Source organism: Polaromonas sp., from assembly GCF_041689105.1.
Taxonomy (GTDB): domain Bacteria; phylum Pseudomonadota; class Gammaproteobacteria; order Burkholderiales; family Burkholderiaceae_C; genus Polaromonas.
Map to the genome: position 1 here is coordinate 12,832 of NZ_JBDNGU010000023.1, position 23,835 is coordinate 36,666.

The 23,835-nt window shown below is 62.6% G+C and carries 17 protein-coding genes and 1 tRNA gene; 10 read left to right on the forward strand and 8 right to left on the reverse strand.

Translation table 11 applies throughout. The annotated features are described in order from the left end of the window. Window position 1: 1 nt before the first annotated feature. From ACESMT_RS01995 to ACESMT_RS02025, 7 genes are all read left to right on the forward strand, one after another. A complete protein-coding gene (locus tag ACESMT_RS01995; RefSeq protein WP_372824740.1) occupies window positions 2-1,582 on the forward strand; it encodes a hypothetical protein in 1,581 nt (526 codons plus the stop codon). After that, the gene (locus tag ACESMT_RS02000) at window positions 1,579-2,211 is read left to right on the forward strand and encodes a hypothetical protein (RefSeq protein WP_372824742.1); all 633 of its coding nucleotides are present in this window, start codon (window positions 1,579-1,581) and stop codon (window positions 2,209-2,211) included. The genes ACESMT_RS01995 and ACESMT_RS02000 overlap by 4 nt, the downstream gene beginning before the upstream one ends. Before the next feature lie 307 nt (window positions 2,212-2,518). Then, a complete protein-coding gene (locus tag ACESMT_RS02005; RefSeq protein WP_372824744.1) occupies window positions 2,519-2,770 on the forward strand; it encodes a hypothetical protein in 252 nt (83 codons plus the stop codon). 24 nt (window positions 2,771-2,794) lie between these two features. Next, window positions 2,795-4,153 (forward strand): prepilin-type N-terminal cleavage/methylation domain-containing protein, encoded by a 1,359-nt coding sequence (locus ACESMT_RS02010; protein ID WP_372824746.1) that lies wholly within the window; start codon window positions 2,795-2,797, stop codon window positions 4,151-4,153. Between the two features lie 42 nt (window positions 4,154-4,195). Next, window positions 4,196-4,810, forward strand: a complete 615-nt coding sequence (locus ACESMT_RS02015) for a response regulator transcription factor (RefSeq protein WP_372824748.1) — start codon at window positions 4,196-4,198, stop codon at window positions 4,808-4,810. Continuing rightward, complete coding sequence (locus ACESMT_RS02020; protein WP_372824750.1) at window positions 4,807-5,967, forward strand: sensor histidine kinase; 1,161 nt, start codon at window positions 4,807-4,809, stop codon at window positions 5,965-5,967. The genes ACESMT_RS02015 and ACESMT_RS02020 overlap by 4 nt, the downstream gene beginning before the upstream one ends. Before the next feature lie 72 nt (window positions 5,968-6,039). Further along, window positions 6,040-6,714 carry a type II secretion system protein gene (locus ACESMT_RS02025; protein ID WP_372824752.1) on the forward strand — a complete coding sequence of 225 codons (675 nt, stop codon included), beginning with the start codon at window positions 6,040-6,042 and terminating at the stop codon, window positions 6,712-6,714. Window positions 6,715-6,886: 172 nt separating this feature from the next. Here ACESMT_RS02025 and ACESMT_RS02030 read toward each other — a convergent pair whose 3' ends face one another. From ACESMT_RS02030 to ACESMT_RS02045, 4 genes are all read right to left on the reverse strand, one after another. After that, complete coding sequence (locus ACESMT_RS02030; RefSeq protein ID WP_372824754.1) at window positions 6,887-8,047, reverse strand: Fic family protein; 1,161 nt, start codon at window positions 8,045-8,047, stop codon at window positions 6,887-6,889. 144 nt (window positions 8,048-8,191) lie between these two features. Next, window positions 8,192-8,265: transfer RNA gene (locus ACESMT_RS02035), tRNA-Gly, on the reverse strand. A 45-nt stretch (window positions 8,266-8,310) separates the two neighbouring features. Beyond that, window positions 8,311-8,760 (reverse strand): DsrE family protein, encoded by a 450-nt coding sequence (locus ACESMT_RS02040; protein ID WP_372824756.1) that lies wholly within the window; start codon window positions 8,758-8,760, stop codon window positions 8,311-8,313. Then, window positions 8,757-10,229 (reverse strand): NAD-dependent succinate-semialdehyde dehydrogenase, encoded by a 1,473-nt coding sequence (locus ACESMT_RS02045; protein ID WP_372824758.1) that lies wholly within the window; start codon window positions 10,227-10,229, stop codon window positions 8,757-8,759. The genes ACESMT_RS02040 and ACESMT_RS02045 overlap by 4 nt, the downstream gene beginning before the upstream one ends. Window positions 10,230-10,436: 207 nt before the next feature. Here ACESMT_RS02045 and alaS point away from each other — a divergent pair, with 207 nt between their 5' ends. Both alaS and ACESMT_RS02055 read left to right on the forward strand, forming a co-directional pair. Beyond that, the gene (gene alaS, locus ACESMT_RS02050) at window positions 10,437-13,166 is read left to right on the forward strand and encodes an alanine--tRNA ligase (protein ID WP_372824760.1); all 2,730 of its coding nucleotides are present in this window, start codon (window positions 10,437-10,439) and stop codon (window positions 13,164-13,166) included. Window positions 13,167-13,194: 28 nt separating this feature from the next. Continuing rightward, window positions 13,195-14,049 carry a dienelactone hydrolase family protein gene (locus ACESMT_RS02055; RefSeq protein WP_372824762.1) on the forward strand — a complete coding sequence of 285 codons (855 nt, stop codon included), beginning with the start codon at window positions 13,195-13,197 and terminating at the stop codon, window positions 14,047-14,049. 4 nt (window positions 14,050-14,053) lie between these two features. Here ACESMT_RS02055 and ACESMT_RS02060 read toward each other — a convergent pair whose 3' ends face one another. The 4 genes from ACESMT_RS02060 to ACESMT_RS02075 form a co-directional block, all read right to left on the reverse strand. After that, window positions 14,054-14,518: a RidA family protein gene (locus ACESMT_RS02060; RefSeq protein WP_372824764.1), complete on the reverse strand. Its 465-nt coding sequence runs from the start codon at window positions 14,516-14,518 to the stop codon at window positions 14,054-14,056. Between the two features lie 139 nt (window positions 14,519-14,657). Continuing rightward, window positions 14,658-15,581 carry a transglutaminase N-terminal domain-containing protein gene (locus tag ACESMT_RS02065; protein ID WP_372824766.1) on the reverse strand — a complete coding sequence of 308 codons (924 nt, stop codon included), beginning with the start codon at window positions 15,579-15,581 and terminating at the stop codon, window positions 14,658-14,660. A 21-nt stretch (window positions 15,582-15,602) separates the two neighbouring features. Then, the gene (locus ACESMT_RS02070; protein WP_372824768.1) at window positions 15,603-18,380 is read right to left on the reverse strand and encodes a circularly permuted type 2 ATP-grasp protein; all 2,778 of its coding nucleotides are present in this window, start codon (window positions 18,378-18,380) and stop codon (window positions 15,603-15,605) included. An 87-nt stretch (window positions 18,381-18,467) separates the two neighbouring features. After that, the gene (locus ACESMT_RS02075; protein ID WP_372824770.1) at window positions 18,468-22,070 is read right to left on the reverse strand and encodes a DUF2126 domain-containing protein; all 3,603 of its coding nucleotides are present in this window, start codon (window positions 22,068-22,070) and stop codon (window positions 18,468-18,470) included. Window positions 22,071-22,340: 270 nt separating this feature from the next. On the opposite strand from ACESMT_RS02075, the gene ACESMT_RS02080 reads away from it, so the two are divergent. Further along, window positions 22,341-23,835 (forward strand): ComEC/Rec2 family competence protein (locus ACESMT_RS02080; RefSeq protein ID WP_372824772.1); only part of this gene is annotated, 1,495 nt, incomplete at its 3' end.

A 23,835-nucleotide genomic window follows, 5' to 3' on the forward strand; every position in this document is an offset into this window, starting at 1 on the left:
GATGGCTGCATTTGCTCTTGTCATTGCGCAACAGTCGGTGCATTTGTACCAGTTGAGCCACGCCGGAGCGCAAGCGGTGGCGACTGCACAGGTGCACGATGATCCGCTCTCCTGGGTCGCCGAACATTTGCCGGCGCGGGCAGAGTGCTCGCTGGTCAGCGACTTCATGGACGAAGCCTACATACGCAATGTTCTGCCGCCCATCTGGCTGGCTGCAACCCGGCAACAATTGCTGCAGCGCCGGCTGACGCAGCAGCTGCGCGACAACCGTTACCGAGCGGCTGTACTGGAGCCGTCGAGATCATGGCGGCCACCCACCCGTGTGAGCCTGATCGGTTTGGGGCAGGGCGAGCGTATTGGTCAGTGGCTGACAGCTTTGACAACCCACCGTATCCGCGTCAAAGGCTTGTGGCCTTTGTCGGCCCTGATTGCCCTTCAGGTGAACCACAAGGCGCCGCGCCGCGTGCAGCCGACCGAAGGGGCAGAGGATGGCGCAAAGGCATCCTTGCCAGTTCACCTTCGTCCGGTCCTGGCGCTGGTGGCCACCCCGGCCGGATTGCGGCAGGTGCTGGTTCGCGGCAAGACCCCACTTTTCTCGCGCCTCGCGCTGAGCGTGAACGAAAGCAGCCTGTCGGCCGACTTTGTACTGGCTGAAGCGCGGAGAACCATCCAGTACCTGATCTCGCAGGAGTGGTTAAGCAGTGCCGACCAGCCTGTGGCCACCCAGATGTGGTTGCCCTTGGAGGACGAGCAGGCCTTGGCCGAGGTGGGTAGCGATCCGGCACTGGACCTGCAATTTATTGAGGCCGTGCCCGACGCGTATGCCAGCCTGTTGCCCCGGCTCAGGTCCGCTTCCGCGCAGCTCCAGTTTCTGCCCGACGAAGCGCGCAAGCAATGGCGCGCCGCCCAGGTTGCCCGTACCGCCAGAATTACCGGCGTGACGGCCCTGGTGGTGGCGACGCTGTGGTCTGCTGATCTCATGTGGTTGTCATGGGGCAAACGCAACCTGGCGCAAGAACAGCTTTTGCGCGCTACAGCCATCAACCAGCAGGCCAGCCAGGAAGTGCTGCGCGCCAAGGGCGACTTGACCGAAGCCGGACTGGCCGTGGCCTCGGTGCAGACCTGGCGCGTGACCATTGCGGCACAACCTGACCAGTTTGCTGGGCTTCAGCATCTGTCCGCAGCGCTCGGCAATGCACCTGGCGTCGAAGTTCAAAAGATAAGCTGGGAGTTGCCGCGCCTGCTGGTGCAGGTGGCGGGGACGCCTCCGGCAGCCACTGCGCCTTTTGGCTGCCCTGTGGTGGTTGATGCTGCTGCGGCAACTGCGGTACCCACCGCCACCGAGCCTGCAAAACCGTCTGTGGCCTTGTTGAGTTTCAATGCCGAGATTCCGCGCTCGCTCACGCAAAGGCAGGCGCAGGCGCTGCAAGACACTCTGCTGACCAGCCTGAATGCCAACGGCTGGTCGGCGACGCTGCTCAAGTCGACAGTGACCCTGGACCCTGTGCAGGTTCAAACCGGCACGCTTGGGGAAGTGGGCGTGCGAACGCTTGAGTTGTGCCTGCAAAAGGCTGCAGCATGATTGAAGTTCAACAAGCGCGCAGCATCTGGCAGATGGCGGCCAAACCACTCATGTGGAGCGGTGCCATGTGCGCCGTTGCTGCGGCGATAGCCGGGGGTGCCAACTGGATGGCGCGGAACATTTCCCTGGAGCAAAGCAACGCGCAAGCGGCGCTGGGTGCCGCCAACCTGTCGCTGGAGAACACCCAGTCGGACCGGGCCAGGCTGGAAGAAAACCTGCAGATGTTCGGCAAGCTCAAGCAGTCCCGCTTTGCCCACACGCCGGATCGGCTGGCCATGCTGGAAACCCTGGAGGTTGCTGCCGCTGACTTGCGCAAAAGCACCTTGGTGTGGGAGCTGGGCGCTCAGGAAAAACTCAAGGCGCTGACCGACGACAAGACCGGGGAAACCGTGGCTCAGCTGGTGCGGGTACCGATGAAGCTCAGCGCCAGCGCCATTCATGAGGAAGAGTGGTTGAATCTGCTGGCACGCCTGCATGGCTCGGGCACCGGCTATTTCACGACCGATAACTGTGTGTACGAGCGGAAAGCCCTGGTCGGTATCGGCGTCCTCGCGCCAGCCGTCGACGTGAAGTGCAGTTTGTCGTGGTTGTACGTGGTGGCCGAAGGCGTGGCGCCGAAAGCACCTTGAAGGCAGACAGGGTATGAAATCTCCTCCAACTATTCGACATGGGGTCACCAGGTGGGGGCGTACCTTGGCGGCGGGCGCCGGGCTTGCCATTGCAGCCGGCTTCGCTCAGGCGCAGCCGGGAGGGCCCGCGCTGACTGTTCCTGGAAGCGGCGCCTCGCCGAGCGCGCTGGGAGCCCTGATTCTTTCGCCTGCTCAACGCCGGGCCCTCGAAGTTGCGCGTAATGCGGCTGGCAGTGCTGATAGCGGTGTGCAAGTGCTTCCAGCAGGTCAGTCGGGCGAGGTTTCCACAGGTTTACCAGAGGCTCTGGTGGTCAGTGGCGTTGTAATACGTTCTGGCAACCGCAGCACGGTCTGGATCAACGACCAGCCCTTGTACGGCCAGGCACCCGTCAACCCCTTGCGAACGCTGGCCGGGCAGACGGGGGTGCTGCAGCCCGGCTCGAAAGACATGCAGCTCAAAGCCAGGCCGGGGCAAGTCATTGATGTGCCTTCCGGGCAATCTGTTGATTTGTTGCCGCCTGGGGCTATCCGGATCATTCCGCCGAAAGCGGGCGGATAGAAGTCCAAAAAAAGGAGTGAAGCGATGAACAGAATTACTTTTCATGCGTTGCGTTTTCATACTGCTTTAAAAGCGCGTCAGCGCGGATTCAGCCTGATCGAAATTGCGTTGGTGCTGGTCATCGTAGGGCTCGCGCTTGGCACAGGATTGTCTTTACTGAGCGCCAAGACAGCGCAGGCCAGAATTGACAGCACCAAAGAGCGCGCAGCAGCAGTGCGGCAGGCTTTAGTCAACTACGTAGCCCAAAATTCGCGTTTGCCTTGTCCTGCTGCGCCCGGGCTTGTTCGAGGAGTTGCAGGCTATAACGTCGAGCAACGAAACTTGGTCCCTGTCGGAGGCGAAGTTTGTATCGCGGCTAGCGGCTTGGTTAACAACATCAACGGAACGGCCTTAACTGGTGTGTCTCGCGGTACAGTTCCTTGCACGACGCTGGGCCTTCCAGAGGACACATGCACCGATGCATGGGGGGTACGTTTTACTTATTTTGTTCAAAACGTGGCAACCCGATTGACGACCAATAACATCAGCGGCATCAGGGGCACAATGACGGTTCACACCATAGTGCCACCTGCAGCTGCGACACCCGCAAACGGTTTGGCGCCGACTGGAAATCAGATCAACGCATGCACCGCGACCGTTGGTGACAATAGTTGCAATGGATTTGCAGTCGCGATGATCATCTCGCACGGTGCCAACCGTGGTGGCGGCTTTGTGCCTACCTCTGCCGTGGTATTGCCTACTGCGGGTGTAGTGAGCGCGTATGAGCTCGAAAATACCAATAACACTATTCAGTTTATTCAGAATGACTATGTGGAAACTGGGGCCAATTCGTTTGACGACATTGTTGTGCCGCTGGTGCCAAGGGATGTGATTGCCAGCCTCAGCCAGACTGGGGCGCTGAGGCAAACCGGCGTGTTAACCACTGAAAGATTTGAGACGATAAAAATTGCGATCATCAATCAGTCCTTTGCCACACCAATTGGGACGGGGACAACTCCAAACAAACAGATGACTCTTTCGACAGAGAGTGGCGCAGCGGCTCCCTATGCTTTTCCTGGAGCGCCGACACTGGACTTCACCAATTGCGGAGCCGCACCCACCACAACTCAACTTCTCCCTTTAGTTGCTCCGCCCGCATCGCAAACCAACGTACCTGCGTTAGCGGGGTTGATAAATGACCTGTGGGGAACGCCGATTCGATACAGACGCGTAGTGACAACGGCTTTTGGAGCAAGCAATAATTCATGCGTGACGCCTTTCGTACTGATTTCTTACGGCCCTGATGGTCAAACAGGTGGAGTATTTGCAAACGACGACATCATTTTCCCAGTCACGAAGGCCGACATCACCACCTTGTTGGGAAGACTCGGCTTGACTTGGTAAACATTCCGGGGCGTCCCCTCCCTTCTTTCGCGTGTGCCATGCATGTCTGCGTCTACAGTATTGATCGTTGAAGACGACGCCTCCCTGCGCGACTGGTTGTCCGGCTCGCTCGAAGACATGGGTTACAGCGTTTTGTCGGCCGGATCGCCGGTTGAGGCGCTGGCAATAGCCCGACAGGCGCACACTTCTTTTGATCTGGCCGTGCTCGACCTCGGCCTTCCGCCGCACCCCAATGAACCCACGGCGGGTCTGGAGCTGCTGCGTTTGCTGATTCTGGAGCGGCCTTCACTCAAGGTTGTGGTCCTGACGGGGCAGGATGAACCGTCGGTTGCGCTCACGGCCATTGGACTCGGTGCTTTTGACTTTTTGAACAAGCCTGCCGGCACCCAGCGCGTGCGCGAAGCCCTGGCGAGAGCCGTGTTGTTTTTGCAGGCAGAAAAGCAGCTCAGCACCGACGGGCAGGCGCGCATGACCTTGACCGCGCCTATTTCTGAAGGCGTCAGGGAGTTTGGCGAGGCGGCGCAGGAGAGGCTGGTGCGTTCTGTCTTGGCCGAAAGCCAGTTCAATGTGGCACAGGCTGCCCGCAAGCTGGGTCTGAGCCGGGAGCATCTTTATTACTTTATGAAAAAGTTTGGCATTGAACGGGCGTCGCCATGATGGACCTCTACGACGCAGCCGTGGCGCTGGTCGTTGCTGGCTTGAGTGTGGGGTTGACCATGCTCTGGCTCCGGTATCTGAGCCGCCAGCATAGGCGGCGCATGGATCAGTTGCTGGCACTGCGCGAAGCCTTGCATGATGATTTGCTGGGTACCTTGGTGCTGCAGCAAAAAACACTGGCCAATCTCGGCTTGCGCAGCATGGACTGGCGCGGCAACTGGTATGGCTCGCCGGTGTTCACCCGCTTGGGCGCCAAAATTCCGACCAAGCTGCATGAAGGCCTGCCGCAGCGGGCATCGGGCAGCAAGCGAATGGATGACCGGGTGATTCACCAGCAGTTTCACTATGACGACATCTCGCTGGAATTTCGCATTGGACTCAAGGGCCTGCGGGGAGAGCGGCACCTGTTTGCGGTGCAGGCGGCAGAAGTGCTGTTTGCCATGATTCAGGGCGCGTTGGCGGCACGCCAGCTCGCCCTCGTGGCCGCAACCAGCCAGCGCGCAAAGGTCGGCGTATTTTTGCAGCACGACATGCGCAATCTGGCGCAATGGGTGCAATTGGTGGCGGAGGACTTTGGGTCGGCCGAAAACGACGCTGAGCTTCTGGCCCGGGCTAAACGCCTGCGAAAAAACGCAGCGCTGGCGACCAACCGGGCTGAGCGCATGACCCGGGCGCTGTTGAATCCGGCATGGCAGGCTTCTATGTCGGCGCCCCTGGAGGCACACGAAGTGCCTGGTCTGGAGTGGCTTGATCTGGCAGAACATGTACGTCAGGCTGCGGAACTGCACCATGTGGACATTGAGCTGATGGGGACGGCACACGTGGAATGGGACAGCCATGCACTGGGGGCGGTCCTGGACAATGTGCTGGGCAATGTGTCCAGTCTTTCGCGTGAGCGTATGCTGAAGGCGAGCTGCCGGATTGTGGTGAAACAGAATGCGCAGCACACGCTGGTTGACTTTGAGACGCCGCAATTGCCGTTGAAAATCCCCCTGGAAAAGCTGTTTGAACCCTGGTCAAGCTCCGGGCCGGTAAATAAAGGCTTGGGCATGTACCAGGCGCGCAAACAAGCCGAGGCTGCGGGAGGGGAACTGTTTGCCGAAAACCTTGGCGAGGGGATCCGGGTAAGGCTTTCGATCCCCTGTAAAAAATCCTGACTCCCTGTTTTGTAAAACAGGAGATACATTTTCTCATCGGCGCAATTCGTGCCGTTTAATTTGGAGTCATGAATGAAATCATTCAAAAAACAAGCTGGTTTTACCCTTGTTGAAATTGCTATCGTGCTGGTGATCGTCGGCTTGCTGCTGGCTGGTGTGCTCAAGGGGCAAGAGTTGATAGCCAATAGCCGTATAAAAGCAGGCGGCAACGAATTGGCCAGCATTTCTGCAGCGAACAATTCCTATGTTGACCGCTTCCGTCGGATGCCTGGCGATGACGGTCCTCTGGCCACCTTGACCGCTCGTGGCGGGCAGTGGGCCAATGTTACGGTGGGCTCGGCGCCTGGTCCGAACGGTGCGCTTGTCTCCGCTGGCGCCGCGGTCTTCACCCCAGTATTGGAGTCGCTGGGATTCTGGCAGCATCTGAGGGCCGCTGGTTTCATTACCGGTAGCCCCGCAACAATTGGTGCTGCGGCCGCCCCACAAAATGCCTTTGGTGGTCTGATAGGTGTCATTGGTGCCGCCGCTGCCGTGACTGGTGCTAATGGCAATGCAGTCTGCCTTTCACAGGTCCCTGGAACTGCAGCCCGCGCCCTGGATGCGCAGCTGGATGATGGTGTCCCGGACGCTGGCGGTGTGCGTGCAACCTTAGGCGCAGCGGGCGTCAACACCAACCCTGGCGCAGCTGTTGCTGCTGCGACTGGGTACGTTGACACCAGTGTTTACACGGTGTGCAGGACGCTCTAAAGATTTGAGCCACCTGATCAAGAGGCCCTTCGCGGGCCTCTTTTTTTTGTGCATATCCGGTGGTCGGATGGCAAGAATGCAACTGAATAAGTGGAGCGGGTGATTGGAATCGAACCCACGCTATTTGCTTGGGAAGCTGCCGTTCTGCCATTGAACGAGACCCGCAATAAAGCTATTGCGATGAGACCAGAAACAGCCGCGCATACTTGTCGGCGGGCTGCCGGCCGGTGTTGATGAAATCAGCCAGCGACTGAGCCACACCCTCCACGTTGAAGCCAAGCGTTCGCATGCTGGCCGGGATGTTGCTGCTGCGTACGACGGACCTGGCGTAGCCCTGAATAAAGGTTTGCTCGATGACATGCATGCTGCCCAACTCGTAGAACGCCGCAATCCCCCGGATGTAGTCGTTTTTGTCAACGTCTGCGAAAGAAAAGGGCAAGAGCTCGTGCGAAATGAGTGCGGCATTGGCAGCCAGCCGCGAACTGCGTTTGTTGCCGTTGGCAAAGGCTTGCAGGTAGGGAATGCGCGTCATCAGGTAGAGCGCAGCCTGGACGGGGTGAAGTGTGTTGGCGCTTGCAATGATTTGCGCCAGCGCTTTTTCGACGTAAGCCGTGGCAGGCCGAAACGGTGGGACGTACGCCGACGCACCCAGCGTGACGTCTTCAAACTCCCGGGGTCTGCCTCTTTGGTGCTCGGGAAGAAAATGATCTGAGTCCGCGAGTTCTGCCATCCCATGGTCATCTGTCAGCAGCGCATGCATGGCGCAGACGTTTTCGGCGGTGAGCGCGCGGTGCGTCCACAGATATTCGGCAGCTCTTTTGTGGTTGAGCACAAGAACGGCGTCGGCCGTCGGTTTGTCTTTGTTTTTTTGCCCGTACTGAATCAGCGCTTCGGTATCCAGCGCAGAGTAGCTACCCCCTTCAAGCACCGACGAACCCCAGGAAAAATCAACAAGAAAGATCGAGAGGTAGCGCTTGTCAATTGGGTTGGCAATAGCCTGGATCTGTGCGCAGCGTTGTGCTTTGTCAATATCGATGTTGGGCAGTACCGCCAGAAGGTCTTCTTTGAAATGGGCCACCGGGCGTTGTTGCCATGGCATGTTGAAGTAGGCGTCGATATCGGCGCGTGTGAATGGTGAGGTAGAGACATAGCGGGTGGCGCGCCCGGCCCCTGCCGCCTTGATGGCGCCCGCTTTCACCAGCTCGGCCAGTCTTCTGTTGATCGTTGAGCGGCTGACAGGGCTCAGTAGCTTCGCAAGCGCTTCGGGGCCAAGCCCTGCCGGCCCAGCCATGATGAGCTGTGAAACGATCTCGGAGGGTGAGAATTTTGACATGATTGACAAGAATAAAATACGCTAACACGTTGAATAATAACGATTATCCAAATTCTTGTCACAAAAACAAAAAGCGCTGATTTTCTTGTCACAGGACCAGAGGTGTACGTTGGCCGCAGCTGCAAAGCGGCGTCAAGTCACGTCTGGAGCGGGTGATGGGAATCGAACCCACGCTATTTGCTTGGGAAGCAAAAGTTCTGCCATTGAACTACACCCGCGTGCACTGATTGTAAAACCATCAGGACGCTCAGAAGAGGAAAAAATCAGGGCCGCAAATAAGCCCAGCCTTCACCCTGCTTTTTCATGATCTCGGTCACGCCAGCGGGCACGTAGCTGATGGCGGGCAACATGTCCTCTTTGCCCAGCTTCTGGCCACGCATGGTGTTTTCGCAGGCGACCACGCGCACGTTGGCCTTCATGGCGTCGGCAACACGTGCGCCCGTTGGGGACTCCAGCTTGAGCATACCGATGCCCGGGCCATAGGCGACGATTTCTATGTCGACGTTGGCAGCGCCCACGTCCTCTTGCACGTTTTTGGCGTTGTTCAGCGCCAGGTTCCATTTTGCCGGGTCGTTGTCACTGACCTGGATCACAATTTTGTGGCGTTTTTGGCCTGTAGCTCCCGTCCCCTGAGCGTGTGCCGCTATCAAAAACGGAGCGGATAAGGTGGCAGCGCCGACGATGCCAGCTTGCAAAAGGATTCTGCGGTTCATTTCTGTATGTCTCCCAGGCAAAGGTATTTCATTTCAAGGTATTCCTCCATGCCGTGGCTGGAGCCTTCACGGCCCAGGCCCGACTGCTTGACGCCGCCGAAGGGCACGTGTTCGGTGGCGATCACGCCAGCGTTGATACCGACCATGCCGTATTCCAGCGCCTCGGCGACGCGGTAGATGCGGCCGATGTCGCGGCTGTAGAAGTAACTGGCCAGGCCGAACTCGGTGTTGTTGGCAGCGTCAATGGCTTCCTGCTCGTGTTTGAAGCGGAAGACGGGCGCAAACGGTCCAAAGGTTTCTTCCCTGGCGCAGAGCATGTCGCCGGTGGCTTCCGAAATCACGGTCGGCTCGAAGAACTGGCCCTTCATCTTGTGGCCGCCGGCCAGCAGCTTGCCGCCTTTGGCCAGCGCGTCGTCCACATGGCGCTGCACCTTGTCAACGGCCGAATCCTCGATCAGCGGGCCCTGTACCACGCCGTCCTCAAAACCGTTGCCGACCTTCAGCAGCTTGACCTTGGCCGAGAACTTTTCGACGAACTGGTCGTACACGCCGTCCTGCACATAGATGCGGTTGGCGCAGACGCAGGTCTGGCCGGCGTTGCGGTACTTGCTGGCCATGGCACCCTCGACGGCGGAGTCGATGTCGGCATCGTCAAACACGATGAAAGGGGCGTTACCGCCCAGCTCCAGTGCAAGCTTTTTGATCGATGGCGCACTTTGTGCCATCAAAATGCGGCCGACTTCGGTGGAGCCGGTGAAACTGATATGGCGCACGATGTCACTGGCGCAGAACACCTTGCCGACGGCTGCACTTTCGTCGGTGGTCAGGACGTTGAGCACGCCAGCGGGAATGCCGGCGCGTATCGCCAGCTCAGCCGCAGCCAGCGCCGTCAGCGGCGTCAGTTCAGCCGGTTTGATGACCACCGGGCAGCCAGCAGCCAGCGCAGGCGCCACCTTGCGGGTGATCATGGCCAGCGGGAAGTTCCACGGCGTGATGGCGGCGCAGACGCCGATCGGCTGCTTCAAGACCATCAGGCGGCGGTTGTTGTCGAACTGGGGCAGGGTTTCGCCGTTGACGCGTTTGGCTTCTTCGGCAAACCACTCGACAAAGCTGGCACCGTAGGCGACTTCGCCCTTGGCTTCGGCAAAAGGTTTGCCCTGCTCGGCGGTCATGATGCGGCCCAGGTCTTCGACGTTGGCCATCAGCAGTTGGTACCACTTGAGCAAAATCGCATGGCGCTCCTTGCCGGTCTTGCTGCGCCAGGCCGGCCAGGCGGCGTTGGCGGCGGCAATCGCGTCTTCAGCGTCTTTGGCGCCCAGATTGGCCACGTCGGCGAGCTTCAGTCCGGTGGCCGGGTCGTTCACGTCAAAACGCGTTGTGCCCTTGACCCACTGGCCGTTGATCAAGGCATCGGTCTTGAACAGGCTGGGGTCCTTGAGCAGCGAAATAGGGGAGGTCTTCATGTCCATGGGAATTTCCTTCTGACGGGAGCCGTGGCCGGCTCGTTGGCAATAACCGACAAGCATAGCGCTTCGTGCGGTTTTGCGCAGGCCGACCGGGCAGGACGGCGCTGAAACTTATAATCGAAAGCTCAGGCAAATCGAGCATCCAGGTGCGGTCGGCTGCTCCGGGCCGCTGGCCCGGCCAGCGCCGGCATTACCAGCAACCCACACACCATGAGCACACCCACCTTCACCGTCGCCGATATCCGCAAGAGCTTTCTGGACTTTTTTGCGTCCAAGGGTCATACCGTGGTGGCGTCGAGTTCTCTCGTACCCGGCAATGACCCGACCCTGATGTTCACCAATTCGGGCATGGTTCAGTTCAAGGACGTGTTCCTCGGATCGGACAAACGCCCCTATGTGCGTGCGGCGTCGGTGCAGGCCTGCCTGCGCGCTGGCGGCAAACACAACGACCTCGAAAACGTGGGTTACACCGCGCGCCACCACACGTTTTTCGAGATGCTCGGCAACTGGAGTTTTGGCGACTACTTCAAGCGCGAATCATTGAAGTGGGCCTGGGAGCTGCTGACCGAGGTCTACAAGTTGCCGCCCGAGCGCCTGCTGGCCACTGTGTATGAAGAAGACGATGAGGCCTACGACATCTGGACCAAAGAGATCGGCCTGCCGCCCGAACGCGTGATCCGCATCGGCGACAACAAGGGTGGGCGCTACAAGTCCGACAACTTCTGGATGATGGCCGACACCGGTCCCTGCGGTCCTTGCTCGGAAATCTTCTATGACCACGGCGCGCACATCCCTGGGGGGCCACCCGGCAGCCCGGACGAGGACGGTGACCGCTTCATCGAAATCTGGAACAACGTGTTCATGCAGTTCAACATGGCTGAGGACGGTTCGGTCACGCCGCTGCCCGCGCCCTGCGTGGACACCGGTATGGGCCTGGAACGCCTGGCGGCCATCCTGCAGCACGTGCACAGCAACTACGAGATCGACATCTTTGACGCGCTGATCAAGGCTGCCTCGCGCGAAGTTTTTGGCGGAAGCGGCGAAAAAGACCTCGACAACAAGTCTCTGCGCGTTATCGCCGACCACATCCGCGCCACCGCCTTCCTGGTCAGCGACGGCGTCAACCCCTCCAACGAAGGCCGTGGTTATGTGCAGCGGCGCATCATCCGCCGCGCGATCCGCCACGGTTACAAGTTAGGCAAAAAGACGCCGTTTTTCCACAAGCTGGTGGCCGATTTGGCCTGGCTGATGGGCGATGCCTATCCCCGGCTCAAGGCCGGCGAGGCACGTATCACCGCCGTGCTCAAGGCCGAGGAGGAGCGCTTTTTCGAAACACTCGAAATCGGCATGACCATCCTGGACACGGCGCTGGCGGGTGGTGCGAAGGTGCTGCCGGGCGACGTGGCCTTCAAGCTGCACGACACCTACGGCTTCCCGCTGGATCTGTCGGCCGACGTGTGCCGCGAACGCGGCGTCGAGGTGGACGAAGCCGGCTTCAACGCCGCCATGGACAAACAGAAAAACCAGGCGCGTGCCGCTGGCAAGTTCAAGATGGACCGCGCGCTGGAATACGCTGGCGAAGGCCATGCGTTCACTGGTTATGACTTGTTGGAAGAGCCGGCCAAAGTGGTGGCGCTGTATGCCGACGGCGTGGCCGTGCAGGCGCTGAGCGCCGGGCAGAGCGGGGTGGTCGTTTTGAATACCACGCCGTTTTATGCCGAGAGCGGCGGGCAGGTCGGTGACCAGGGCCGGTTATGCAGCCCCTCACCCCAGCCCTCTCCCCAGAGGGGCGAGGGAGCAAGTCAAGCAGCTTTTTCGGTTTTACCCCCTCTCCCCTTGGGAGAGGGCAGGGGTGAGGGCGCGGTGTTCAACGTGAGCGACACCCAAAAAATCAAGGCCGACGTGTTCGGCCACCACGGCACGCAGACCCAGGGCAGCCTGAGAGTGGGCGACACCGTCGCGGCGCGTGTGGACACTGCGCACCGCGCTGCCACCGTGCGTAACCACAGCGCCACTCACCTGATGCACAAGGCCTTGCGTGAGGTGCTGGGCGACCATGTGTTGCAAAAAGGCTCTCTGGTCGATGCCGAAAAAACCCGCTTCGACTTTGCCCACAACGCACCGGTGACCGACCAACAGATTTGCGAGATTGAAGCGCGCGTCAACGCCGAGATCCTGGCCAACGCTGCAACCGACGCCAGCGTGATGGACATGGAAGCCGCCCAGAAAACCGGCGCGATGATGCTGTTCGGCGAGAAGTACGGCGACGAGGTGCGCGTGCTGAGCATTGGGTCGAGCAAGGAGCTGTGCGGCGGCACGCACGTGGCGCGCACGGGCGACATCGGCTTTTTCACCATCACCGCCGAGGGCGGCGTAGCGTCCGGCGTGCGGCGCATCGAGGCGGTGACCGGGCTGGCGGCGCTCAACTATGTGCAGGCGATGGAAGCCACCCTGGGCGGCGTGGCCGGAACGCTCAAGGTCACGCCACACGAAGTGCCAGCCCGTGTCAGCAGCCTGCTCGAGCAGATGCGCGATCTGGAAAAAGAGCTGACGGCCGCCAAGGGCAAGCTGGCTTCGGCGCAGGGCGACGAGCTGATGGCCCAGGCCGTGGACATCAAGGGTCTCAAGGTGCTGGCCGCCAGGCTGGAAGGCGCGGACGCCAAAACCCTGCGCGACACCATGGACAAGCTGAAGGACAAGCTCAAGACCGCCGTCATCGTGCTGGCCGCCGTGGATGGCGACAAGGTGCAGATCGCCGCCGGCGTGACCGCCGATAGCGTGGGCAGGCTCAAGGCCGGCGAGCTCGTCAACTTCGTCGCCCAGCAGGTGGGTGGCAAGGGTGGCGGCAAGGCCGACATGGCGATGGCGGGCGGCACGGACCCATCGAAGCTCCCGGACGCCCTGAAGTCGGTCCATGGCTGGGTGGTCGAGCGGGCATGATGGCTATCTGCTACCAAAATCATAGCTGATGGCGCAGGTGCAGCAAGGGCTGAAGGCGTTTTTTGTTGCTGTTTTTTTGCTGGCAGGCCTGCCGGCAGGCGCAGCGCCACAAGAAGTCCGATTTGCCAGCCTTGATGGAACACCGCTCACGGCGTGGGTGTTCCAGCCCGTCGGTCGGGCACCCACAGGCACGGTGATTGCGTTGCACGGTTGCGGCGGCTTGTACGCAGCCAGTGGTGCCCGCAAGGGACAGCTCAATGCGCGCCACCAGGCCATGGCCGACCTGCTGATGGCCGAGGGCTACGCGGCAGTGTTTCCCGACAGCCTGACGCCACGCGGTGAGTCCTCGCTGTGCACCCAGAAAATCGGCACCCGCCGGATAGACCAGGGCGAGCGCCGCGCCGATACGCTGGCTGCGCTCACCTGGGCCGCAGCCCAGCCTTGGGCACAAGCGCAGCGTATGGCCTTGCTGGGCTGGTCACACGGGGGCAGCGCGGTGCTTGCGGCCACCGATGCGGCGCGTGCCGATGTACGCGCTCAGCCCCTGCAGCCAGTGGTGGCCATCGCGTTTTATCCAGGCTGCAGCGCCGCCCTGAAGTCAGGCTACCGCATGAGCGCCCCGCTGGTTCTGATGCTCGGCGAAAAAGACGACTGGACGCCGCCGGCGCCCTGCGTGGCCCTGGGCAACGCCTCGGGCGCCGAGGTCAACGTCTATCCCGACAGCTACCATGACTTTGACAACCCCACCGGGCAGGTCCGGGTCCGGACCGATGTGCCCAATGGCACCCATCCCGGCCAGGGTGTGCACGTCGGCCCCAACCCTGTGGCGCGCGAGCAGGCCTATGCGCGCCTCCGCGAGCTGCTGCGCAAGGCCTTCCAGTAGCAGCTCAGTCGACTTCCGCAATCATCTCGATTTCGACACAAGCCCCCATGGGAATCTGCGCCACGCCAAATGCGCTTCGGGCATGGGCACCTGCGGGGCCGAAGACTTCGGCAAACAGTTCGCTGGCGCCGTTGGTCACCAGGTGTTGCTCGGTAAAGTCGCCGGTCGAGTTGACCAGGCTCATCAGCTTGACGATACGTTTGACCTTGCCCAGGTCGCCGACGGCCGCTTGCAGCGTGCCCATCAGGTCAATGGCGATGGCACGCGCGGCGGACTTTCCTTCCTCGGTACCCATGTTTTTGCCCAACTGCCCCACCCAGGCCTTACCGTCCTTTTTGGCGATGTGACCGCTGAGAAAGACCAGCTTGCCGGTTTGAACAAAAGGCAGGTAGGCCGCGGCTGGCACAGCCACCGGTGGCAGCGTGATGCCCAGGGCCTGGAGTCTGTCGTAGATGGGGGTGGTGCTCATGAGGGTCTCCTGAAGCGGTGAAGCGGCATTGAAGCGCCGATTGATGATGAAATTGGCCTCCAGCCCTTTGCTGACGGGCACTAGCAGCTATTAAAAAAGTAGCAATGGCGGGGCGGCTCACTGCCGATTCTAGAGCAGCTTAGTCGGGCTCGATGGGCGTGACCGTCACCGCGACATCCAGCACATGGTGGGCGCCGCCGCGTATCACGCCGCGCATTGGCGAGACGTCCAGAAAGTCGCGGCCGGTGGCCAGCGTCACGTAGTCTTCACCGGGTGCGCGATTGTTGGTGGGGTCAAAGTCCAGCCAGACGCCCGGATTTTGCCCGACAGCCAGCGCCATACCGCCACCCTCGCCGGACAACGGGCAGTAGACCGAGGCCCAGGCGTGGGAGGCATCGCAGCCGATCAGGCGCGGCTGACCGGGCGCGGGGTTGGTCAGCAGGTAGCCGCTGACGTAACGCGCCGGCACACCCATGGACCGGCAGCAGGCCACCAAGATGTGGGCGAAGTCCTGGCACACGCCCTTGCGCAACTGCAGCGCTTCCAGCGCGGGCGTGCCAACTTCGGTGCTGTCGCTGTCGTAGACCATCTCCGTGTGGATGCGCTCCATCAGGTGCTGCGCGGCCTGCGGCAGCGGGCGACCCGGGGTGAAGCTGGGCCGCGCGAATTCTGCAAAGGCCTCGTCGCGTGGCACATAGGGCGAGGCAAAGACGAACTCGCCGGCGCTGTCGTAAGCGCCGCCGGCCTGGTAGCGGAACTGCTCGCGCACCTGCTCCCAGGCCAGCCCGGCCATGGGTTTTTCAGGGACAGCCAGTGTGGACACCATGCTCTCGGCCACCACGGTCAGCTGGTCATGCGGCGTATGCAGCGAGAAAAATGTGCGGGTGTTGCCATACACATCGGTCTGGTCATACCTTTGCGCAGGCTGCGGGCTGACGGTCAGTGTGTGGCTGAGCAGCTCCTGGCCGGCGTGGCTGGCCGGCCGCAGGTACAGCACATGGTGCGCGCTCTCCACGGTCGGGCTGTAGGCGTAACGTGTCTCGTGAACCAGGTGGAGCAGCATCGTGTGGGAGAAGTAAAAGGCTCAGGCGCCCAGGCTGTGTTCATCGCTTGCCACATGGCTGAAGTAGCGGCGGCTCAGTGTGTCCGAAAGCTCGAAGGCTGCGCCGCAGCATTGCGCCAGCTGCGCCAGCAGGCCGTCGTAACCCTGGTCTTGCGGGTTGCCAGCGCCGGGTGTGTACAACTCGGCCAGTAGCCAGCTGCCGGGGTCTGGCAGGCCGGGCGTCAGGTCAGGCACGGGCTGCGGCGCGCTCAGGGTGTTTTCGGCCAGGCGCGCGAGCCGGCCGCGCAGTGTCTGCGTGACCCAGCCGAGCGAGCGCGGGTTGTCGCGATCAAGCACCAGCAGATCCAGCAGCGCGGGCACGTCGCGCTGCTGCTGGTACTGGGCGTGAAAGGCGATGGTGCTGTCAAACAGCGCGACGATGGCGCCGAAGCCGCCCTCGTCATGCACGGCACCGGTTTCGAAACCGAGGATCAGCGCGGCCGCCAGCGTGTTCAGGCGCTCGATGTGCCGGCCTGTGCTGAGCAGGCGCCAGCCGTCGTCGCGGCTCATGCGGTCGGTTTGCGCGCCGGTCATGGCGGCCAGAAAGCTGCTGGCTGATTCAAGGGCGTGCAGTGCCTCCACGGACGAATACTCCAGCGCCTGGCTCGCCGGGTGCTCGGGGCCGCTGAAGCTTTCGCAGCGCCGGAAAAAATCTTCTTCGGCGCGAACAATGACGTGCCACTGCTCCTGCGACAGCCGCTCGCGCACCGCCGAGGCCGCGCCCTTGATAGCGCGCAGGTTGTAGCCCACGCTGGCGGCCTGCTCGGTATCGGCGAGGCTGGCGATCAGCGAGCGCTCGAAAACGCGGCGCGCCTGCGTCGCCGGCGGCACCGAGTCGAGCACCAGTCCGTTCTTGACAGCCAGCTCCGACAGCCAGGCCAGCAGCGGCGGCGACGACTGGTCCTCGCCGCTCAGTGATTGCAGGGTCAGCTGCGCGAGGCGGATGGCGTTTTCGGTGCGTTCGGTGTAGCGGCCCAGCCAGAACAGGTTTTCAGCGGCGCGGCTGGTCACCGGGGGTTTGTGGCGTGCAAAGCTGGCGGTCCGGGCCTGGGCGCCAACTTCAGCCGAAAGGTCTGCAGGCGGCGTTTTTTTGCCGGCGCTGGCAGCGCCAGAAAGGGGGGGCAGTAGCTCGGACTCGGACAGTGCCCACACATCGGCGCTGCTGCCGCCTTGCTGCATGGAGGCGATCTTGTCGTTCGGGCCAGCTAGCCGCGCCAGCCCGCCCGGCAGCACCTGCCAGGAGCCGGTACCGTCGGCCACCGCGAACACCCGCAGCATGGCCGAGCGCGGCGCCAGCCTTTCGCCCTGCCAGGTCGGCGTCTGCGACAGCGGCAGATAAGCCTGCACGGTGTAGTCGCCGCTGCGCCGCACCAGCCGGCCGGCCCACTCGTCAAGTTCGCGGCGGGACAGGGTTTGCGCAATCACCGACTCGATGCCGGAGCCGGGGTAGGTGCCCTTGATGACGCAGTCTTTCAGCAGCGGCAGGACTTCCTGCAGAGCTGCCTGCTCGCCGCACCACCAGGTCGCCAGCGAGGGCAGGGCCAGCGGCTCATCCAGCAGGTGCCGCGACAGCGCGGGCAAAAAGCCCAGCAGCGCACTCGATTCCAGAAACGCCGAGCCCGGTGTGTTGGCCACCAGCACGTTGCCAGCGCGAATGACCTGCAGCAGGCCAGGCACGCCCAGCGTCGAATCAGAACGCAACTCCAGCGGGTCCAGGAACTCGTCGTCCAGGCGCTTGAGCAGGCCATGCACCGGCTCCAGGCCCTGCAAGGTCTTGAGGTACAGCCGGTCATCGCGCACCAGCAGGTCGCTGCCTTCGACCAGCGTCAGGCCCAGGTAACGCGCGAGGTAAGCGTGTTCAAAATAGGTTTCGTTGTAAGGGCCGGGTGTCAGCAGCACGATGCGGCTGTCTTCGCCGGCGCGGCCGGCCAGGCTGCTGGCCTTCATGCCGTCGATCAGCGCCTTGTAGGAGGCCGCCAGCCCCTGTACTTTCATTTCGCGGAAGGACTGCGAAAACAGCCGGGAGATGGCCAGGCGGTTTTCCAGCAGGTAGCCCAGGCCGGACGGCGCCTGGGTGCGTTGCGAGACCACCCACCAGCGCCCGTCCGGGCCGCGCGCCAGGTCAAACGCGGCGATGTGCAAAAAAGTGCCGCCCGCTGGCTTTACGCCATGCATGGCGCGCAGGTAGCCTGGGTGGCCCTGTACCAGCGCTGTGGGCAGCAGGCCCAGCGCCAGCAACTGTTGCGGGCCATAGACGTCGCCCATCACGCGGTCCAGCAGCCGCGCACGCTGCGCGACCCCGGACGAAATCTGCGCCCAGTCCTGCGCCGACAGGATCAGTGGAAACAGGTCCAGCGACCAGGGCCGCTGCGGGCCGTCCGCATCGGCATAGACGTTGTAGGTCACGCCGTTGTCGCGGATTTGACGGCGCAGGTTGTCGGTGCGGTGGTTCAGGTCATCGAAACCGTCGCCGCCCAGGAAATTGAAGAAGCGGTGCCAGTCAGGCGACAGCCTGCCCGGCGGCGGGGCAGCAGGAGCGGTGACCGGCGCGTTGGCCGCGCCAGCAGGTGCGCCGGCCAGGTGCAGGCCGGACTGGCTTTGCTGCTGGCTTTGGTGGCTGCCTGCCGGAGTGGCCTTGTCCAGGGTCCGGCCATGCAACTCGTCGAAGTGGCCGGCGGAGGCCGGCAGTGCCAGCGCCGCAGCCAGATCGACAGGAGACTCCAGCGGTGCGGCTGCAAAAAGAGAGGGTGTTTTTTCCACGTTGCCCGAGTATGCCTTCACCCCGGCGCAGCTGTAACTGCATGTTGCAGCTATCAGACAGCGGGCCGGGGCCTGTGGCCGGCGGTTTTAGCGCAGGTCCATGGTGAAAGGGAACTCCCGGCTGGGTTGACCAGGCTGCACCTGCATCCTGCCGGGCGTGTGGCCCATCTGGAAGAAGCGGTTCAGGCGCCGGCTTTCGGCCTCGTACGAATTGACCGGCAGGGTGTCATAACTCAGGCCGCCGGGGTGCGCCACATGGTACTGGCAGCCGCCCAGCGAGCGCTCCATCCAGGTGTCCACAATGTCAAAGGTCAGCGGCGCATGTACGCCAATGGAGGGGTGCAAGGCGGAAGGCGGGTTCCAGGCCTTGTAACGCACGCCCGCCACGTATTCGCCGACCGTGCCGGTGTTTTGCAGCGGCAGGGCGCGGCCATTGGCGGTGACGACATAACGGTTGTCGTTGAGTCCAGTGACACGCACCTCCACACGCTCAAGCGACGAGTCCACATAACGCACGGTACCGCCCGACGAGCCTTCCTCGCCCATCACGTGCCAGGGCTCCAGCGCGCTGCGCAAGGTCAGCTCGATGCTGTTGGCTTTGACCTGGCCAATCATCGGGAAGCGAAACTCGAAATGCGGGTCGAACCAGGCCATGTCAAAGCCGTAGCCGGCCTCGTTGAGCTCGGTCAGCACGTCGGCAAAGTCCTGACGCACAAAAGCCGGCAGCAGAAAACGGTCGTGCAGCTCGGTGCCCCAACGCGTCATGCGGCCGTGGTATGGCTTGTTCCAGAAACGGGCCACCAGCGCGCGCAGCAGCAGTTGCTGGACGATGCTCATGCGGGCATGCGGCGGCATTTCAAAGGCACGCAGCTCCAGCAGACCCAGACGGCCGGTGGCCGAGTCGGGCGAGTACATCTTGTCGATGCAGAACTCGCTGCGGTGGGTGTTGCCGGTGACATCGACGAGGATATTGCGCAGCGTGCGGTCGACAATCCACGGCGGCATCTTTTCGCCATACTTTTCCCGATTGGCAGCGATCTCGCGCAGTGCAATTTCCAGCTCGTACAGCTGGTCGTTGCGCGCCTCGTCAATTCTTGGCGCCTGGCTGGTCGGGCCGATGAACATGCCCGAGAACAGGTAGCTCAGCGACGGATGGTTGTGCCAGTAGGCAATCAGGCTACCCAGCATTTCCGGCTTGCGCAAAAACGGACTGTCGGGTGGCGTAGCGCCGCCCAGTACGAAGTGGTTGCCACCGCCGGTGCCGGTGTGGCGGCCATCGGTCATGAATTTTTCGGCCGACAGACGGGTTTCGTGCGCGATTTTGTAGAGGAACTCGGTGTGTTCGACCAGCTCGTTCCAGTTGTAGGCCGGGTGAATGTTGACCTCGATGACGCCCGGGTCGGGGGTGACCTGCAGCATCTTCAGGCGCGGGTCGCGTGGTGGTGGGTAGCCCTCCAGCACGATCTGCAGGCTAAGTGCCTGCGCAGTGGCCTCAACCGCGGCGAGCAGGTCCAGGTAGTCCTCCAGACGCTCCAGCGGCGGCATGAAGATGTAAAGCGCGCCGGTCTCCGCCTTGGCACCTTTTTCTTTCGGTGCGGCTTTGGGTTTGTCTTGTGGACCGTTGGCGCGGTTCGGGTCGCGCACCTCCACACACAAGGCCGTACGGGTCAGCCAGGCGGCGGATTCGCCTTTTTTCGGCATGCGGGCGTTTTCATCGACGGTCGGCGCTGCCGCCGGTACAGGCGCCGCAGCGGGGGCTTTGTTGCTCTGGTCGAAGCGCGCATCGGTACTGACGCTGGCTGGCTTGAATTGCAGCAGGCGGCTGGCCTCGCTGCGCGGGCCGCTGGTCCTCATGTAGCGCGCCATGTACTGCGCCAGCATGCTGGCGCTGTTGTGACCGGTCGCCGGGGCGGGCGTCGCGTTGATCGGAGCGGCCACGCCGGTGGCGGCGTTGTAGCGCGCCGCCAGGGTGGCGGTCGAAGGCAGGTCGTCGCGCGGCGCAAATGGGTCGGCCTCGGTCATGTAGGGGTAGTCGGTCTTCGTTACCCAAGGCACCGAGTCCAGTGGCAGGCGGTACCCCATGGGCGAGTCGCCGGGCATCAGGTACATGCGTTCGTCGCGGAAGAACCACGGTCCGGTGGACCATTGCGGTCCTTGCCCTTTTGCGCTTTCTTCACGCACTTTGAGCGGCAACACATAACCGACCACCGCATCCAGGCCCTGCGAGAACACGCGGCGCAGGCGGGCACGCTCCATCGCGTCATCGAGTTTGGTGTCAAAGGGGTCCACATTGACCGGCAGGCGGCGCTCGCGCCACAGGTAGTACCAGGTGTCTTCATAACCCGGCGTGATGTGTTGGGGGGTCAGCCCCAGCTTGCCTGCCAGCGTGTCGGCAAACCGTTTGGCGTCTGCACTGGTGTAGTTGCAGCCGGGCCCGGTATTGCGCTCGTCGGTGAACAGCGCCGGGTTCTGCCAGACCGGCTGGCCATCCTTGCGCCAGAAAATGCTCAGCGCCCAGCGCGGCAACTGCTCGCCCGGATACCACTTGCCTTGGCCGAAGTGCAGAAAGCCGCCTTCGCCGTATTCGGCGCGCAGCTTTTGCACCAGCTCGGTCGCGTAGCCGCGTTTGGTCGGGCCCAGCGCGTCGATGTTCCATTCGGCGGCGTCGCGGTCCTGCGTGGCTACAAAAGTCGGCTCTCCGCCCATGGTCAGCCGTACATCGCCTGCTGCCAGGTCGCGGTCCACCTGGTGGCCCAGCTTGAGCACCGCGCCCCACAGGGCATCGGTGTAGGGCTGGGTCACGCGCGGCGACTCAAAAATACGCTGCACGCCCATGTGGTGAGCAAACTCGACCTCGCTTTCATCGACGCCGCCTTCAATCGGCGCAGCGCTCGACGGCTCGGGTGTGCAGGCCAGCGGAATGTGGCCTTCGCCAGCCATCAGTCCGGAGGTCGGGTCCAGTCCGACCCAGCCCGCGCCGGGCAGGAAGACTTCGCACCAGGCGTGCAGGTCGGTGAAGTCGGTCTCAGTACCGCTGGGGCCGTCGAGCGACTTGACGTCGGCCTTGAGCTGGATCAGGTAGCCCGACACAAACCGCGCGGCCAACCCGAGGTGGCGAAAAAGCTGCACCATGAGCCAGCCGGTGTCGCGGCAGGAGCCGATAGCCAGCTGCAAGGTTTCCTCCGGCGTCTGTACACCCGGCTCCATGCGGATCGCGTACTTGATGTCGCCCTGCAGCTTCTGGTTCAGGCCGACCAGGAAATCAATGGTGCGTCGGGGTGTGCGGTCCACGCTGTCCAGGTAGGCCTTGCGCAGCGGGGTGACGGGTTCGGTGGCGAGGTAGGGTGCGAGCTCGCGCGCCTGGTCTTTGCTGTACTTGAACGGAAATTCCTCGGCCTCGGGCTCAAGGAAAAAGTCGAAGGGGTTGAACACCGCCATCTCGACGACCAGATCAACCGTGACCTTGAACTCACGCGTTGGCTCGGGAAACACCAGCCGTGCCTGGTAGTTGGCAAACGGGTCCTGCTGCCAGTTGATGAAATGGTCCTTGGGCTCAATGCTCAGCGAGTAAGACAACACCTTGGTGCGGCTGTGCGGCGCTGGCCGCAAGCGGATCACCTGAGGGCCGAGATGGACCAGCCGGTCGTATTTGTAATGGGTGATGTGGCTCAGGGCAACGTGGATGGACAAGTCGGTCTCGCTTTTCAGAAATTCGGGGCTGCTGGCAACTATGCCGCAGAAATAGCACGGTCGCTGCTTCTGGAGGCCCCAAATCACGGTTTTAATGCATTCAACCCAAGCAAGAGCTGCGCCAAAGGCCTGAATCCGCGTCAGTGCGGGGCTGATGGGCGCTTAAAAAGCATGTTCATGGGCGGCATGTAGGCGAATGCGCGAGTCGGGCCGTTGAAGAGTTTCGCGGTTACACAACAAAATGATCCGGGCAGGGGGCATGTGCATCGAATGATCTCCGCAACGCCGCCAAGGCGCCTCTTGAGCTTCGCTTTTTGCGGCTTTGTCGCTGGCGCCGCCCTGCAACTGCAGCAGCCAGCGCTGCTGGCAGCTGGGGTGTACGCGGCGCTTTTTGCGCTCGCGCTGGCTGGCACGCTGGCGTGTTTCGTGGCTTCCCCGAGGGCCACGTTTGCCCTGATGGTGCCGGCCGTGCTGCTGCTGGCACTCGCAATCGGTTTTGGGCTCACCGGCTTGCGCGCGGCGGTCTTTGACCGGGGGGCGCTGCAGCCCGCCCTGGAAGGCCGGGACATCGAGGTGACCGGCCGGGTGCTGGCCATGCCGCAGCGTAACGACGACGGGCTGCGCTTTCGTTTTGCTGTCGAGTCGGCCCGGCTGAACGGGCAGGCGGTGCTTCTGCCAGCGCAGATTTTTCTGGGCTGGTACGCGGGCTTTGGTTTCAGGGACCTTGCGGCTTTCAGCGCCGGCCCGGACAACCCCGACGCCAGCACCCACACGGCCCCTGCGCTGGCCCTGCAGCGCCCCCCGCCGGCACTGCGCGCCGGCGAACGCTGGCGCATGACCGTGCGGCTCAAGGCCCCGCACGGCAACAGCAACCCGCACGGTTTTGACTACGAGCTCTGGCTCTGGGAGCAGGGCTTGCAGGCGACGGGTTACGTGCGCGCGGGGCCGCGCGATCCGCCGCCGCAAATGCTTGCCGACAGCTGGCGTCACCCGGTCGAACGGGCAAGACAAGTGATGCGCGATGCGGTGTATGCGCGCGTGGCCGATCGCCAGCTCGCTGGTGTGGTGGCGGCGCTGCTGGTGGGCGACCAGAACGCGATTGAGCGCGCCGACTGGGATGTGTTTCGCGCCACCGGGGTGGCCCACCTGATGAGCATTTCCGGACTTCACATCACGATGTTCGCGTGGCTGGCCGCGCAGGTCATGGGCTGGTTGTGGCGGCGCTCCGCCCGCTGGAGCCCGGCCCTGTGCCTGGCCGTGCCGGCGATGACTGCCGGCGCGTGGAGTGGCCTGCTGCTGGCGGCCGGGTATGCGCTTTTTTCAGGTTGGGGGGTGCCGGCGCAGCGCACGGTCTTGATGCTGGCGGTGATGGTCTTGCTGCGCCAAAGCGGCAAGCGCTGGCCCTGGCCGCAGGTCTGCCTGCTGGCGATGGCCGCCGTGGTGGCGCTGGACCCCTGGGCCTTGCTGCAGGCCGGCTTCTGGTTGTCCTTTGTAGCGGTTAGCGTGCTGTTTGCCGCCGGATCACCGCATGGCCAGCTTGCTACGAATTCAGGAGCTTCTAATGCCCGGCTGATAGGGGCTGGAAGCCAAAATGATGCTGCGAGCGAGGAAGAGGTCGTGCCTGGCGAAGGGCCGCCCCGAGCAAGCACAGCCCCCTCGGGGGGCAGCGCAGCACGCGCAGCGGCAAGCGTGGGGGCCATCGTGCGCAGCGAAGGGCCGCCCCGAGCAAGCACAGCCCCCTCGGGGGGCAGCGCAGCACGCGCAG